A 14,431-nucleotide genomic window follows, 5' to 3' on the forward strand; every position below is an offset into this window, starting at 1 on the left:
CGCTAGGAGGGGATCTCGGTGGCGGGGACGAGTTCCGCGGTGCAGTACCGGCAGCGGCGGGCCTTCACGGGGATCTCGCTGAGGCACTGCGGGCATTCGCGCTCGGTGGCCTCCTTGCCGCGGTCCATCCGCTCGATCAGCTTCGCGGTCGGCAGCACGACCAGGAAGTAGACGATCACCGCGGTGATCAGGAACGCGAACGCCGAGGTGAGGAAGATCCCGTAGGGGAACTCCGTGCCGTTGACGGTGACGGTCAGGCGGGTGTAGTCCGGCTCGCCGCCGACGAGCGCGATCAGCGGGGTGATGAACGAGTTCGCGAAGTCCTTCACGAGGCTCGCGAACGCGGCTCCGACGACGAACGCGACCGCGAGGTCGACCAGGTTCCCGCGGAAGAGGAACTTCTTGAATCCGCTCATGAACGTGCTCCAGGGGATGTGCGGGGCGCGCCCCCCGAGACTGGCGGACGCAGGAACGGTTACGGATGGTAATGAACCGTCCTCTGTTCGCCAAGTCGCCGCTCAGGACGGGTACGCCCAGCGGCCGGTGATCGTCACGGACAGGGGCGGGGCGGCGGCTGCGAGGGCCAGGGCTTGGGCCCTGTCCGTCGCGAGGACGATCAGGGCTCCTTCCTGCCCGCTGTCGCCTTCTGCCCGCGGGACCGCCACGACTGGCACTCCCGAAACCACGACCCGGGCTTCGGGTTGTGCGGTCGGCGGTGGAACGGTCACGGGCCTGATGGTCCGGGTGCTCGAGTACGGCTCGTTCGCCGGGGGCCGCCGGGCGGGTTCGGCCGCGGGCGGGAAGTCCGGGGTGGGGGGCGAGGTGCGGGACAGGACGTCGATGCGGTCGCCGGGGCGGAGCAAGCGGGCGGCGGCCGCATCGGCTACGCGGACCGGGGTCGCGACCGTGCCGGGGCCGTAGCCCTTAAGCAGGGCGGCGCTCACCACGCGGGCGTCGGTCAGCGGTTCGTTCTTGCGCATCGGCGCTGCCAGCACGCGGCCCACGGGGGACGAGCGGAGAGCACCCGAGGGGACGGCCGAGGGCGGGAGGTCTATGCGATGCAGGTCGGACGGGGTGAGGGTCTTGCCGGCCGGGAGGTCGCGGGCGGCGGCCGGGACCCGGACGGACGGCGGCGGCCCGGGCCGCAGGGCCAGCAGGGCCAGCCCGGCGGCGGCCGCGGCGAACAGGGATGCAAGCGGCCGCCGCAGGCGGGTTAACCGGCTCGTCACGGGAGTTCCAGCGGGAGCTTCATGCCGTCGAGGACGTTGGGGCAGGGGCAGGTGCGCTCGGCGGGGAGGCTCTTGACCACGTCGCCGACGAGGGTGCGGAGGCGGTCGATGTTCTCGCCGAAGACGCGGAACACCTCCTCCATGGTGACGCCCTCGCCCTCCTCGATGCCCGCGTCGAGGTCGGTGACGAGGCAGAGGGACGTGTAGCAGAGCGCCAGTTCGCGGGCGAGGACGGCCTCCGGATACGCGGTCATGCCGATGAGCGTCCAGCCCTGGGCCGCGAACCACTGGGATTCGGCGCGGGTGGAGAAGCGGGGGCCCTCGATCACGACGAGGGTGCCGCGGTCGACCGGGTCCCAGGAGGCGTCGCGGGCGGAGGCGATGGCGGTGCGGCGGCCGGTGGGGCAGTACGGGTCGGAGAACGACACGTGGATCGCGGCGCCCTCGTCGTAGTAGGTCTGCTCGCGCCCGGACGTCCGGTCGGCGAGCTGGTCGGGGACGGCGAGGGTGCCGGGGCCGTAGGCGGGGGTGAGCGAGCCGACCGCGGACGGCGCGAGGACCTGCCGGACGCCGAGGGAGCGCAGCGCCCACATGTTGGCCCGGTAGGGGATCCGGTGCGGGGGGAAGCGGTGGTCGCGGCCGTGCCGGGGGACGAAGGCGACGCGGCGGCCGGCCAGCTCGCCGACCGCGATGGGGTCGCTCGGCGGGCCGTAGGGGGTGTCGACCTCGACCTCCTCGACGTCGTCGAGGAACGAGTAGAAGCCCGACCCGCCGATGACCCCGATGTCGGCGGTGGGCTGGGCAGCGGAAGTTGGCATGGCGTCGACATTAGCCACCCCGCGTCCGGGGGCGGCAGGCCGTCCGGAATTGTGGACAACTCGGAGAAGGGGCCCGGCCGAAGCCGGGCCCCTTCCCTTCCCCGTCCCGGCCGGAGCCGGGCGTCCGGTCAGCCGACCGGGTCCAGGACCCTGGGCTCGGCCGCCGGCTCCTCCTTGGCGAGGCGCCCCGGCGTCCAGATCCGCCGCCCGATGTCATGCGACAGGGCCGGGAGCAGCAGGGACCGGACGACGAGGGTGTCCAGCAGGACGCCGAACGCGACCACGAAGCCCATCTCCACCATGCCGACCAGCGGCAGCGTGACCATGGACGCGAACGTCGCCGCCAGCACCAGCCCGGCCGAGGTGATCACACCGCCGGTCACGGTGAGCCCGCGCCGGATGCCGCGGCGGGTGCCGAGGGCCTGCGACTCCTCCCGGACGCGGTGCATGAGGAAGATGTTGTAGTCGACCCCCAGCGCGACCAGGAAGATGAACGCCAGCAGCGGGAATCCCGCGTCGGTCCCCTCGAACCCGAAGCCGTGCTCGAAGATCAGCGCGCAGGCCCCGAGGGAGGCGAGGAACGACAGCACGACGGTGCCGATCATCAGCAGCGGCGCGACGACGGCGCGCAGCAGCGCGATCAGGATCAGGAACACCACGGCCAGCACGATCGGGATGATCACCTTGTTGTCGCGGGCGGAGGCGCGCTTGATGTCCAGCGACGTCGCGGTCATCCCGCCGACCTTCGCGTCCGCGGACGGAATCTCGTGCACCGCGGTGCGCAGCCGGTCGATGGTGGTGCGCGCGGCCTCGCTGTCGGCGGGGTCCTTCAGCACCGCCTCGTACTTGACCAGGCCGTTCACGGTCGCGGGCGTGCCGAGTTCGGCGATGCCGGACGTCCCGCGCACGGTCTGGGCGATCTGGTCGGACGCCGCGGCCCGCCCGATGATGACGGCGGGGGAGCCCGACCCGGCCGGGAAGTGGCGGGCGACGACCGCGGAGCCCTTCACCGAGTCGGGGGTGCCGGTGAACTGGCCGGCGTCCGACAGGCCGTCCGCCTTGAGCGACCCCAGTCCCAGTGTGAGGACGATCAAGCCCAGCATGGTGACGGCCCAGAGCGCGCGCGGGCGCTTGCCCACCAGACCGGCCACGCGGCTCCACACGCTGTGCTCGGCCTCATACGCCTCCGGCTTGAGGTACTTCTCGTCGAACCGGGGGACGAGCGGCCAGAACAGCCAGCGGCCGAAGATGACCAGGAGGGCCGGAAGCAGCGTCGTCATGGCGGCGAGCGCGGTGAGGACGCCGGCGGCGGCGACCGGGCCCAGGCCCGAGGTCGAGTTCATGTCGGCGATCAGCAGGCACAGCAGCCCGACCGCGACGGTGGCGGCGGACGCGATGATCGCGGGCGCCGCGCGGCGCAGCGCGAAGGCCATGGCCTCGTGCCGGTCCTCGTGGCGGTGGAGTTCCTCGCGGTAGCGGGCGACGAGCAGCAGGGCGTAGTCGGTCGCCACGCCGAACACGAGAACGGTCAGGATTCCAGCGCTCTGCCCGTTGACGGTGAGGTCCGCGTACTTGGCGAGCAGGTACACCGTCGACTGGGCCAGTCCCAGGGCGAAGACGGCGCTGAGCACCGGGACGAACCACAGGATCGGGCTGCGGTAGATGAACAGCAGAAGGACGATCACGACGAGGCCCGCGGCCATGAGCAGGAAGCCGTCGAGGCTCTGGAACACCTCGAACATGTCGGCGCCGCTGCCGGCCGGGCCGGTGACGTGCGCGGTCAGCCCGGGAGGCCCGCGCTTGGCGATGTCGCGCGCGTCGTCGACGGCCTTGGTGATGTCCTCGTCCGTGAGCGGTACGAGCGTCTGCAGCGCCTTGCCGTCTTTGGCGGCGAACGGCCCCTGCACCTGCTGCGCCCCGGGGAGCTGCTGCAGCGCCGTGACGTCCGCGGCGGCCTTGGCGCGGTCGGCCGCGGTGATCCCGGTGGACCGCTCGTAGACGATGACGGCGGGCATCGTCTCGTCCTTGCGGAACTGCTCCTCCAGCTCCACGACCTGCGTGGACTCGGCGCCGGCGGGCAGCCAGGCCGCCGCGTCGTTCTCCTCGACGTCGCCGAGCTTGCCGGCGAGCGGGCCGAGGGCCACCAGCAGGACGACCCAGACGGCGAGGACGGCCCACTTGCTGCGGCGTCCGGCGATCAGTCCGGCGAGCCGGCGGGCGGGCGGTCTCGGCGGGGGAGGGCTCGGTGTGCTCATGGTCCTCTCCTGAAGGCTCGGTCAATCGAGATATGTCGTGTCTGCCGCATATTCTCTCGGTTGCCGAGAGGATGTCAAGTACTATCGCGAGATTGCGGCGGTGCGGATGCGAGCGTTCCGGACGGGAGAGGCCGGCGGGCGCCTCCCATCCCCTCAATCGTCGCCAGGAGGCACCCGTTCGCGCGTCCAGCGAGAGAAGGGAACGCGCCTACTTCTCTCGGGGCAGGAGAGGACCGCGGTCTACCCCTTGAGATGTAGACCGCGTCCCGGCACGCCGAAAGCCGGAGGATCCGCGGTGGGATCCCCCGGTCGGCCGTGCGGGAGTCCTAGGAGGTCAGGCGACCTTTTCGGACGAGGAGGACGTGCTGGACGACTTGCTCGACGAGGAGGAGTCACTGGAGGACGAGGAGGAACTGCCCGAGTCGGACGAGCCGGACGAACCGTTCGCCGAGCCGTTGGACGAGCCGTTCGACGAGGCCCCCACGGTCGAGGACGACGTGCCCGAGCCGCGGCTGTCGGTGCGGTAGAAGCCCGACCCCTTGAAGATGATCCCCGCCGCGGAGAACACCTTGCGGAGCCTGCCGCCGCACGCCGGGCATTCGGTCAGCGAGTCGTCGCTGAACTTCTGCACGACCTCCAGAGGCTCGCCGCACTCGGTGCAAACGTACTGATACGTCGGCACGGTTCCTCCTAGCTGACTCAGCCCGGCGGAGGTCCGCGGACTGGCACTCACTCTGAACGACTGCTAATGGTACCCGCGTCTGGAACGCGGTTCGTCCCCGGCCTGTTCCCGAGTCGGTCAGGGAACCGTCCGCGAAGGTCAGGCGCCGGTCTCGCCGAACCAGCCCGCGAGCCTGCCCTTGCGGCTGACCGCGCGCAGCCGGCGTTCGGTCGCCTCCCGCACCGCGTCGGTGGTGACGACCAGGAGCGTGTCGCCCGCCGCGAGGGGCGTGGAGGGCTCCGGGACGAAGCTCGACCCGTTCCGCACGACGAGGGTGACGGCCGCGCCCGGCGGCAGCCGCAGCTCGAAGATCTCCACGCCGCTCATCAGCGAGTCGGGCGGGATCCGGACCTCCAGCAGGTCGGCGTGCAGTTCCTCCAGCGGCGCCGCCTCCACGTCCAGCTCCCGGGCCTGCTCGTCGTTCTTCAGCCGGCACCAGCGCGCGACCAGCGGCAGCGTGGGGCCCTGGATCAGGGTGAACAGGACGACGATGTTGAAGACGATCGCGAACAGCCGGTCGGCGCTGGGGACGTCCGCGACCATCGGGATGGTCGCGAGGACGATCGGGACCGCGCCGCGCAGCCCGGCCCAGGACGTGAAGATCTTCTCGCCCCAGGTCAGCTTGAACCCGACCGTGGACAGCGCCACCGACACCGGGCGGGCGACGAGCAGCAGCACGAACCCGACGATGAGCGCGGGAAGGACCTGGTCGGGGAGGTCGCCGGGGTCGGCCAGCAGCCCGAGCATGACGAACAGCCCGATCTGCGCGAGCCAGCCGACGCCCTCCGCGAAGCCGCGCGTGGCGGGCCGGTGGGGCAGCCGCGCGTTCCCGAGCACGACGGCGCTGACGTAGACGGCGAGGAACCCGCTGGCGTGCAGCAGCGAGGCCGCGCCGTAGGAGCCGACGGCCAGCGACAGCACCGCGATGGGGTAGAGGCCCGACGCGGGCAGGGCGATGCGGCGCAGCGCCTGCGCGCCGAGCCAGCCGATCGCGATGCCGATGACGGCGCCGGCCGCCAGCTCGTACACCATCTCGCCGAGCAGCTCGACCAGGTTGGGCGCGCCGGCGTGGGCGCTGAGCGTGACCACGATGATGACGACGGGGGCGTCGTTCATGCCGGACTCGCCCTCCAGCAGGCCCATGAGCCGGGAGGGCAGCGGCAGCCGCCGGAGCACCGAGAACACGGCCGCCGCGTCGGTGGGCGCGAGCACGGCGCCGAGCAGGAACGCGGGCCGCCAGTCCATGCCGACGAGCCACATGGCGGCGACCGCCAGCACGGCGATGCTGATCAGGGTGCCGAAGAAGGACACGCTGATCGCGACGGGCACCGCCGGCCGCATGCGCCGCCAGGCGGTGGTGATGCCGCCCTCGTAGAGGATCAGGACGAGGGCGGCGAGGCCGAGGGTCTCGGCCAGTTCGGCGTTGTCGAAGTGGATGTGGAGGGGGCCGGACTCGCCGATGAAAAGGCCGAGGCCCATGTACGCCAGCAGGGTCGGGAGTCCCGCCTTGTGGGACAGCCTGACCGCGATGATGGCGCAGAGTACGAGCGTGGCCCCGAGGAGTAGCCAGATGTCGAGATGCACATCCCACCCTTCGGGGTCGTCAAAGTTGAACGTTTAGGAATCCTACAGATTCAACGGTCGATCGCCCACTTTGTGTTGATGGACGGCATGTCGGAAACCGGCACTATCGCCGAATGACCTGCGGTTTTACCCCGTTGACTATGTTATGCACCTCCCGTCCCTGTACAGCGGCGGTGACGTTGTCGCGCACCGCGGCGATGAGGTTCCGCCGCGACTGGACGGACGACCCGGCGGCGTGCGGCGACAGCAGGACGTCCTCGCGGGAGCGCAGCGGATGGTCCGGCGGCAGCGGCTCCCGGTCGAACACGTCGAGGGCCGCGCCCGCCAGCCGCCCCGACTCCAGGGCGGCGAGCACGGCGTCGTCGGGCGCGATGCCGCCGCGCGCCACGTTGACCAGCAGCGCCCTCTCCGGCAGCAGCGCGAGGCGGGCCGGGCCGATCATGCCCCTGGTCTCGTCCGTCAGCGGCAGGGCGAGGACGAGGATGTCGGACGCCGCCACCAGCGCGTCCAGCTCCCGGTACGTCGCCGCCGCCTCGGGGCGCCGCCGCCTCGTCCAGTACGAGACCGCGCAGCCCAGCGCCGCGAACAGCCGCGCCGCCTCGGCGCCGATCGACCCGAACCCGACGATGCCGACCCGCTGCGTGTGGATCTCCCGCGGGTCGCGCGCGGCCATCTCCGCCTGCGGCCACCCGCCCGCGCGGACCGCCCGGTCGCCCCAGGCGAGGTTCCGGCACAGCGCGAGCGCCGCCCCGAGCACCCATTCGGCGACGCAGCGCGCGTTGAAGCCGGCCGCGTTCGCCACCGGGACGTCCGCGGCGGTCAGCGCGGCGAGGTCGAGGCGGTCGACGCCGACCGCGGGCACCTGGACGAACGACAGCCGCCGCGCGGCCGCCACGGCCTCGGCGTCCAGCACGAGCCCGTGCGAGAAGTCGGCGATCACGATGTCGGCGGACGGGAGGGCGGCGAGGAGGCCGGCGCGGTCCCGGGTCGCCGGGAACACCACCTCGGCGGCGCCGCCGAGCGGCTCGAACATGGCGCGGACGGTCTCCCGCCCGATCGGGGCCAGGGACAGGATCCGCCACGGCGCCGTCATCTCGACCTCCCCAAGAACCCCTGCGCACCGCGTGCCGGCCGCCGAGGCGCGCCCGCTACGCGATCTTGTGCCTCCCAGCCTATGAGCCCGCCGTCCGGGCACGGCGGCTCAACCCCGGCGGGCTCAGCCCGGCGAGTTCGACCCAGCGGACTGGCTCAGCCCGGCGGGCTCGGTCCGGTCGGTTCGGCCGGGTCGGTTCAGTCGGCTCGGTTCAGTCGACTCGGCCCGGTCGGCTCGGTCGGGTCGGTCGGCTCAGCTCAGCCGGATCAGGCCCTCGGACGGCGTGACGGCGGCGCGGACGCGCTGGTCGTGCGGCTCGGCCGGCAGCGCGTCCACCAGTTCGCCGTCGTACAGCAGCGCGACCGTGAGGATCGCCGGGCCGACGCGCGCGAGCGCCCGGTCGTAGGAACCGGCGCCGCGGCCGAGGCGCACGCCCGTCCGGTCGACCGCGACCGCCGGGACGAGGACGACGTCCGCGCCGGCGATGGCGCCCGGCCCGCGCGGCGGCTCGGACGGCTCCAGGCACCCGCGCGCCCCGGGGACGAGCGAGTCGGGGCCCTCGTAGGACGCCCAGTCGAGGTCGCCGTCCGGGAGCAGGAGCGGGAGCAGCACGTACGCGCCGCGCTTCCACAGCGCGAACAGCAGGCTCCCGGTGTCCGGCTCGTCGCCGATCGAGGCGTACGCCGCGATCGTCCCCGCCATCTCCACCTCCGGGACGGTCAGCAGCGCGTCCCGGATGGGCCGCGCCGCCGCCGACCGGGCCTCCGCCGGCATCGCCGCACGCCGGGCCAGCATTTCCGCGCGGAGATCGGTCTTCGAAACGATGTCGTGCACGCTGTCGTCCTCACGGATGGCTAGGGTCGGTACATGGCCGACATTGCACCTGTGCTCAAGGCGGTCGTCCCGGCGGCCGGCCTCGGTACCCGATTCTTGCCCGCCACCAAGGCGACCCCCAAGGAAATGCTGCCGATCGTCGACAAACCGGCGATCCAGTACGTCGTCGAGGAGGCGGTCGACGCCGGCCTCACCGACGTCCTGATGGTCACCGGCCGCAGCAAGCGGTCCATCGAGGACCACTTCGACCGAGCCTACGAGCTCGAGGAGGCGCTGCGCGCGAAGGGCGACGAGGAGCGGCTGGACGCCGTGCACGAGTCCAGCGACCTCGCGATCATGCATTACGTCCGGCAGGGCGAGCCGAAGGGCCTCGGGCACGCGGTGCACTGCGCGCGCCAGCACGTCGGCCGGGAGCCGTTCGCGGTGCTGCTCGGCGACGACATGATCGACGCCCGGGACAAGCTGCTGCGGCGCATGATCGAGGTGCGCGAGCAGTACGGCGGCAGCGTCATCGCGCTGATGGAGGTGGCGCCCGACCAGGTGTCCGCGTACGGGTGCGCGGCCATCGAGGCGACGGACGAGGACGACGTCGTGCGCATCTCCGACCTCGTCGAGAAGCCGTCCGCCGAGGAGGCGCCGAGCAACTGGATCATCATCGGCCGGTACGTCTGCGATCCCGCGGTGTTCGACGTCCTGGAGAAGACCCCGCCCGGGCGCGGCGGCGAGATCCAGCTGACCGACGCGCTGCGCACCCTCGCCGACATGCCCGCCGACCAGGGCGGGACGGTCTACGGCGTGAAGTTCCGCGGCCGCCGCTACGACACCGGCAACAAGCTGGAGTACCTGCGGACGGTCGTCCAGTTCGCGGCGGAACGCCCCGATCTGGCGCCGGAGTTCATCCCGTGGCTGCGCGAATTCGTCCAGCGGGAGCACGGCGTGGGGGACGCGGGCGGCGCGTGACGGCCCGCCACACTGGGGAGCGTGGTCATGAGAACGGTCGATGAGCATCTGACGGAGATCCTCGGCAGCGTGAAGGTGCTGCCGCCGCTCGACCTGGCGCTGCTGGAGGCGCAGGGCACGGTACTCGCCGAGCCCGTGTCCGCGCCGGTGCCGCTGCCGCCGTTCGACAACTCGGCGATGGACGGCTACGCCGTGGTCGCGTCCGACATCGCGGCCGCCACCGACGCGGCCCCGGTCGCGCTGCCCGTCGTCGGCGACATCGTCGCGGGCGACTCCGGCGTCTCGGCGATCCGGCCCGGCCTGACCGCGCGGATCATGACGGGCGCGCCGCTGCCCGCCGGCGCCGACGCGGTCGTCCCGGTCGAGTGGACGGACGGCGGGAACGCCACCGTCAAGGTCTTCCGCGCGGCGCCGCCGGGGAACTACATCCGGCGGTCCGGCGAGGACGTCCTCGCCGGGCAGGTCGTCGCGGAGGCGGGCACGCGGCTCACCGCGCCGCAGATCGGCATGCTCGCGGCGGTGGGACGGCCCCGGGTGACGGTGCGCCCGAAACCCCGCGTGGTGGTCGTCGCCACCGGCGACGAGCTGCGCGAACCCGGCTCCACGCTGGCCCCGGGCCAGATCTGGGAGTCGAACAGCTTCATGCTCACCGCCGCCGTGGTCGAGGCGGGCGGCGTGGGCTTCCGGCAGGCGACCGTCGAGGACGAGCCGGGGAAGGTCCTGGAGATGCTCCACGACCAGCTCGTCCGGGCCGACGCCATCGTCACCACCGGCGGCGTCTCCATGGGCACCAGGGACGTCGTCAAGGAAGTGCTCACCGGCACGGGGACGGTGGGTTTCCACAAGGTGGCCATGCGTCCCGGCAAGCCGCAGGGGTTCGGCCTCCTCGAAGGCACGCCCGTGTTCACGCTGCCTGGAAACCCGGTGAGCGCCTACGTCTCGTTCCAGGTCTTCGTGCGTCCCGCGCTGCTCGCCATGCAGGGGCTGGCGCCGGAGCCGCTGCCCACCGTGAGCGCGGTCCTGGCCGAGGACGTCACGTCGCCTGCGGGGCTTCGCCACTTCCTGCGCGGCAGGCTGACGTTCGGACGCGGCTCCTACAGCGTCACCGCCGCCGAGGTGCAGGGCTCGCACCAGCTGGGCTCCCTCTCGTCGGCGAACGCGCTCATCGAGCTTCCGGAGGACGTCGAGGCCATGCCGGCCGGTTCCCACGTCAACGTGCTGAGGTTGCCGTCTTGACAGAGTTCACCCACCTGGACGCCACGGGATCGGCCCGCATGGTCGACGTGTCGGCCAAGGACGTCTCCGCCCGGACCGCGACGGCGACGGGTTTCGTCCGGCTGTCGCCCGAGTGCGTCGCCCTGCTGCGCGCCGGCGACATCCCCAAGGGCGACGCCCTGTCCGTGGCCCGCATCGCCGGGATCATGGGGGCCAAGCGCGTCCCCGACCTCGTCCCCCTGTGCCACCCCATCGCGCTGCACGGCGTCACGGTCGACCTGGAGATCCGGGACGACGGCGTGGCGATCAAGGCGGTCGCCCGCACGGCCGACCGCACCGGCGTCGAGATGGAGGCGCTCACGTCCGTCAGCGTCGCCGCGCTCGCCCTGATCGACATGGTGAAGGCCGTCGACCCGGCCGCGGTGATCACCGACGTGCGGGTCGAGGAGAAGACCGGCGGCAAGACGGGGGTGTGGCGGCGTTGACCAGGGCGATGGCGGTGACCGTCTCGAACCGCGCCGCCGCAGGCGTATACGCCGACAAATCCGGGCCTGTCCTGGTCGAGATGCTGGAGGACCTCGGCTGCCAGGTGGACGGCCCCGTCGTGATCCCCGACGGCGACCCGGTCGAGGAGACGCTGCGCGACGCGGTCGCCGCCGGCTACGACGTCGTCGTCACGACGGGCGGGACGGGCCTCACCCCGACCGACCAGACCCCGGAGATGACCCGCCGGGTCCTCGAATGGGAGATACCGGGCATCGCGGAGGCCGTCCGGCTGGAGGGCCGCGAGAAGGTGCCCGCCGCGATCCTCTCCCGCGGCCTCGCCGGCGTCGCGGGCGGCACCCTCATCGTGAACCTCCCGGGCTCGACCGGCGGCGTCCGCGACGGCATGACGGTGCTGGGCCGCGTCCTGACCCACGCCCTGGACCAGATCAAGGGCGGCGACCACCCCCGCCCTTGACGCGGGAGGTCAGCGCGGGCCGAGGACGCAGAACTCGTTGCCCTCCGGGTCGGCCAGGACCGTCCACGGGACGTCGTCGCCCTGGCCGACGTCGGCGTCGGTGGCGCCGAGCGCCTTCAGCCGCGCCACCTCGACCGCGGGATCGTCGCCGCGGTACGGCCGCAGGTCCAGGTGGACGCGGTTCTTCACGGTCTTCACGTCGGGCGTGCGGAGGAATTCGAGGTACGGCCCCACGCCCTTGGAGGAGCGCAGTGTCGCGTGCTCGCCGGCCACCTCGTGGACGGTCCAGTCCATCGCCTCGCCCCAGAACCGGGCCATGGCCCGCGGATCCGCGCAGTCGACCACCACCGCGGCGACCGGCCCGGTGTCCTGGTAGACCGGGCGGGGCTCCAGCACGCAGAACTCGTTGCCCTCCGGGTCGGCGAGGACCGTCCACGGGACGTCCCCCTGGCCGATGTCGGCGGGCGTCGCGCCGAGATCCCGCAGCCGCGCGACCAGGTCCGCCTGGTGGGTCGCGGACGTCGTGGCGAGGTCGATGTGCACCCGGTTCTTCCCCGTCTTGGGTTCCGGAACGCGAAGGACGTCGATGCAGAGGGCGCTCGGGTCGGGATAGTCGAAGCCCTCGGGTTCGAGGTTGGTCACGCCCGGTCCTTCGCTGTCGATGCTCCAGCCGAGCGCCTCCGCCCAGAACCGGCCGACCACAGAGTCGTCCTGGGCGTTCATCGCGATCTGAACCAGCCGTGCAGCCATGACGGCGATCCTATGTACGCCCGGACAGGACGGCGAAGTCACGCCTTACCTGCGCGTCCGCGCCGTGCGACCATCACATGCGTGCACCGAGAGGATTCCATGCCGGAGGACGAGCCCCCTCGCGGGACGATCCTCACCAACGCCCGGATCGTGACGCCGGACGGCGTCCGCCACGGCGACCTCCACATCGCGGACGGCAAGATCACGACAGCGGCCGCCGGTGACGAGATCGACCTCGCCGGACGCTACGTCGTCCCCGGCTTCGTGGACATGCACGTCCACGGCGGGGCGGGCGCGTCCTACCAGCGTCCCGACCGGGCCCGCCGCGCCGCGTCCTTCCACCTGGCCCACGGCACCACGACCACGATGGCCAGCCTCGTCACCGGCGACGAGCGCGAACTCGCGGACGCCGTGACCGGCCTGGCGGACCTCGCCGCCGACGGAGTGATCGCCGGCATCCACCTGGAAGGCCCCTACCTGTCCCGCGACCGCTGCGGCGCCCACGACCCCGCGCTGCTGCGCGCTCCCGACCTCGCCGAGTTCCGCCGGCTCGTCCGGCTCGGCCGGGGACACGTCCGCATGATCACCCTCGCCCCGGAACTGCCCGGCGCCCTCGACCTGGTGCGGGAGGCCGCGGGCTCGGGCGTCATCGCGGCCGTCGGCCACACCGAGGCCGCCGGCGACACCGTCCGCGCCGCGTTCGCCGCCGGCGCCCGCGTCGCCACCCACCTGTTCAACGCCATGCGGCCGCTGCACCACCGCGAGGGCGGGCCGGTCGCCGCCGCGCTGAACGACCCCCGCGTCACCGTCGAGCTGATCAACGACGGCGTCCACGTGGAGCCCGCCGTGGCCCGCCTCGCCTTCGCCGCCGCCGGACCCCGCGTCGCGCTGATCACCGACGCCATGGCCGCCGCCGGGATGGGCGACGGCGACTACCGCCTCGGCGTCATGGACGTCCAGGTGCGCGGCGGCCGCGCCACGCTCGCCGGCGGGACGACCATCGCCGGGAGCACGATCACGATGGCGGACGCGTTCCGCCGCGCCGTCACCGACGTCGGCATCCCCATCGAGGACGCCGTGCGCGCGGCGTCCCTCACCCCGGCGCGCGCGCTCGGCGTCGCCGACCGCTGCGGCTCCCTGGAGCCCGGCAAGGACGCCGTCCTGGACGGCGACCTGCGCGTCCTCCAGGTGATGAAACAGGGCACGATCGTCCCGCGTGCCCGAATTCTCGGCGACAATTGATGGCGTCCAGAGGTCCGCCCAGGGAATCATGGAACCGTGGAACGTTTACGGGGATGGCCGGTCACGCTGACCGAGGGTCCCGTCGGGCTGCGCCCGCTGCGGCACCGCGATGCCGCCGTGTGGCGTGAGCTGCGGGTCCGCAACGCCGACTGGCTCCGCCCGTGGGAGCCCACCAACCCCGAGACGCCGCTGTTCCGCAGCGGCCTCGGGCCGTACCTCAGCATGGTCCACACCATGCGCCGCGAGGCCCGCCAGGGCCTCGCGCTGCCCTGGGTCGTCACGCACGAGGACGAATTCGCCGGTCAGCTCACCATCGGCGCGATCGTCTGGGGCTCCGCCCGTTCCGCGCAGATCGGCTACTGGGTGGACAAACGGGTCGCCGGACGCGGCGTCATTCCCACCGCCGTCGCGCTCGCCGTGGACCACTGTTTCTTCACCGTCGGACTCCACCGCCTCGAAGCCAATATCCGCCCGGAGAACACCGCGAGCCGCCGCGTCGTCGAAAAGCTGGGATTCCGGGAAGAGGGAATTCGGCGCCGCCACCTGCACATCGACGGGGCCTGGCGCGACCACATCTGCTACGCCCTCACCGTCGAGGACGTGCCCGGTGGCCTGCGCGCACGCTGGCTCGCCGAGCGCAAACAGGCATTTCCCCGCCGCACATGAGCCGGCCGTGACTTTCCCTCCGTAAGAATCCTGCGATCGAGAAGGCCCGGCAAACGGAGAGTAACGGCGAGATCGATCTCGCGACACACCGCCCCTTATGCTC

The 14,431-nt window shown here is 72.4% G+C and carries 15 protein-coding genes; 6 read left to right on the plus strand and 9 right to left on the minus strand.

The features are described 5' to 3' along the window. Window positions 1-2 precede the first annotated feature (2 nt). The 8 genes from mscL to ABTW95_RS09395 all read right to left on the minus strand — a co-directional run bounded on the left by mscL (window position 3) and on the right by ABTW95_RS09395 (window position 8,534). Window positions 3-416: a large conductance mechanosensitive channel protein MscL gene (gene mscL / locus ABTW95_RS09360; RefSeq protein WP_396451844.1), complete on the minus strand. Its 414-nt coding sequence runs from the start codon at window positions 414-416 to the stop codon at window positions 3-5. 102 nt (window positions 417-518) lie between these two features. Beyond that, the gene (locus ABTW95_RS09365; protein WP_500225887.1) at window positions 519-1,229 is read right to left on the minus strand and encodes an SAF domain-containing protein; all 711 of its coding nucleotides are present in this window, start codon (window positions 1,227-1,229) and stop codon (window positions 519-521) included. Next, window positions 1,226-2,047 (minus strand): S-methyl-5'-thioadenosine phosphorylase, encoded by an 822-nt coding sequence (locus tag ABTW95_RS09370; protein ID WP_500225889.1) that lies wholly within the window; start codon window positions 2,045-2,047, stop codon window positions 1,226-1,228. The genes ABTW95_RS09365 and ABTW95_RS09370 overlap by 4 nt, the downstream gene beginning before the upstream one ends. A gap of 128 nt (window positions 2,048-2,175) precedes the next feature. After that, the gene (locus tag ABTW95_RS09375; protein ID WP_500225890.1) at window positions 2,176-4,302 is read right to left on the minus strand and encodes an MMPL family transporter; all 2,127 of its coding nucleotides are present in this window, start codon (window positions 4,300-4,302) and stop codon (window positions 2,176-2,178) included. Window positions 4,303-4,636: 334 nt separating this feature from the next. After that, entirely contained in the window at window positions 4,637-4,984 is a 348-nt protein-coding gene (locus ABTW95_RS09380) for an FmdB family zinc ribbon protein (RefSeq protein ID WP_500225891.1), read from the minus strand. 138 nt (window positions 4,985-5,122) lie between these two features. Beyond that, on the minus strand, window positions 5,123-6,607 hold the full coding sequence (locus ABTW95_RS09385; protein ID WP_396453889.1) for a potassium/proton antiporter: 1,485 nt from the start codon (window positions 6,605-6,607) through the stop codon (window positions 5,123-5,125). Between the two features lie 103 nt (window positions 6,608-6,710). After that, entirely contained in the window at window positions 6,711-7,700 is a 990-nt protein-coding gene (locus tag ABTW95_RS09390; protein ID WP_500225893.1) for an NAD(P)-dependent oxidoreductase, read from the minus strand. 252 nt (window positions 7,701-7,952) lie between these two features. Continuing rightward, window positions 7,953-8,534, minus strand: coding sequence for a 5-formyltetrahydrofolate cyclo-ligase (locus tag ABTW95_RS09395; RefSeq protein WP_396453891.1), 582 nt, complete (start codon window positions 8,532-8,534; stop codon window positions 7,953-7,955). Between the two features lie 33 nt (window positions 8,535-8,567). Between ABTW95_RS09395 and galU the strand changes: the two genes are divergently transcribed. Genes galU through ABTW95_RS09415 form a run of 4 tightly spaced genes read left to right on the plus strand, consistent with a single transcriptional unit; the run spans window position 8,568 to window position 11,670 of the window. Further along, on the plus strand, window positions 8,568-9,494 hold the full coding sequence (gene galU, locus ABTW95_RS09400; protein ID WP_396453892.1) for a UTP--glucose-1-phosphate uridylyltransferase GalU: 927 nt from the start codon (window positions 8,568-8,570) through the stop codon (window positions 9,492-9,494). A gap of 27 nt (window positions 9,495-9,521) precedes the next feature. After that, entirely contained in the window at window positions 9,522-10,730 is a 1,209-nt protein-coding gene (gene glp / locus ABTW95_RS09405; RefSeq protein ID WP_396451859.1) for a molybdotransferase-like divisome protein Glp, read from the plus strand. Then, on the plus strand, window positions 10,727-11,194 hold the full coding sequence (gene moaC, locus ABTW95_RS09410) for a cyclic pyranopterin monophosphate synthase MoaC (RefSeq protein ID WP_396451861.1): 468 nt from the start codon (window positions 10,727-10,729) through the stop codon (window positions 11,192-11,194). Before glp ends, moaC begins: the two co-directional genes overlap by 4 nt. 8 nt (window positions 11,195-11,202) lie before the next feature. Then, window positions 11,203-11,670 (plus strand): MogA/MoaB family molybdenum cofactor biosynthesis protein, encoded by a 468-nt coding sequence (locus ABTW95_RS09415; protein WP_396451867.1) that lies wholly within the window; start codon window positions 11,203-11,205, stop codon window positions 11,668-11,670. Window positions 11,671-11,679: 9 nt separating this feature from the next. On the opposite strand, the gene ABTW95_RS09420 is transcribed toward ABTW95_RS09415, so the two are convergent. Next, the gene (locus ABTW95_RS09420; RefSeq protein WP_396453893.1) at window positions 11,680-12,420 is read right to left on the minus strand and encodes a VOC family protein; all 741 of its coding nucleotides are present in this window, start codon (window positions 12,418-12,420) and stop codon (window positions 11,680-11,682) included. Window positions 12,421-12,519: 99 nt separating this feature from the next. On the opposite strand from ABTW95_RS09420, the gene nagA reads away from it, so the two are divergent. After that, window positions 12,520-13,662 carry an N-acetylglucosamine-6-phosphate deacetylase gene (gene nagA / locus ABTW95_RS09425; RefSeq protein ID WP_500225932.1) on the plus strand — a complete coding sequence of 381 codons (1,143 nt, stop codon included), beginning with the start codon at window positions 12,520-12,522 and terminating at the stop codon, window positions 13,660-13,662. A gap of 36 nt (window positions 13,663-13,698) precedes the next feature. Continuing rightward, window positions 13,699-14,328, plus strand: a complete 630-nt coding sequence (locus ABTW95_RS09430; protein WP_396451864.1) for a GNAT family N-acetyltransferase — start codon at window positions 13,699-13,701, stop codon at window positions 14,326-14,328. Window positions 14,329-14,431 lie beyond the last annotated feature (103 nt).

Source organism: Spirillospora sp. NPDC127506 (genome assembly GCF_040302145.1).
Taxonomy (GTDB): domain Bacteria; phylum Actinomycetota; class Actinomycetes; order Streptosporangiales; family Streptosporangiaceae; genus Spirillospora.

Excerpts from the sequence above, each read along its gene's own strand:
- ABTW95_RS09375 (WP_500225890.1), bottom strand. The coding sequence starts at position 4,302 with ATGAGCACACCGAGCCCTCCCCCGCCGAGACCGCCCGCCCGCCGGCTC.
- galU (WP_396453892.1), top strand. The coding sequence starts at position 8,568 with ATGGCCGACATTGCACCTGTGCTCAAGGCGGTCGTCCCGGCGGCCGGC.
- mscL (WP_396451844.1), bottom strand. The coding sequence starts at position 416 with ATGAGCGGATTCAAGAAGTTCCTCTTCCGCGGGAACCTGGTCGACCTC.
- ABTW95_RS09370 (WP_500225889.1), bottom strand. The coding sequence starts at position 2,047 with ATGCCAACTTCCGCTGCCCAGCCCACCGCCGACATCGGGGTCATCGGC.
- nagA (WP_500225932.1), top strand. The coding sequence starts at position 12,520 with ATGCCGGAGGACGAGCCCCCTCGCGGGACGATCCTCACCAACGCCCGG.
- ABTW95_RS09390 (WP_500225893.1), bottom strand. The coding sequence starts at position 7,700 with ATGACGGCGCCGTGGCGGATCCTGTCCCTGGCCCCGATCGGGCGGGAG.
- glp (WP_396451859.1), top strand. The coding sequence starts at position 9,522 with ATGAGAACGGTCGATGAGCATCTGACGGAGATCCTCGGCAGCGTGAAG.
- ABTW95_RS09415 (WP_396451867.1), top strand. The coding sequence starts at position 11,203 with ATGGCGGTGACCGTCTCGAACCGCGCCGCCGCAGGCGTATACGCCGAC.
- ABTW95_RS09420 (WP_396453893.1), bottom strand. The coding sequence starts at position 12,420 with ATGGCTGCACGGCTGGTTCAGATCGCGATGAACGCCCAGGACGACTCT.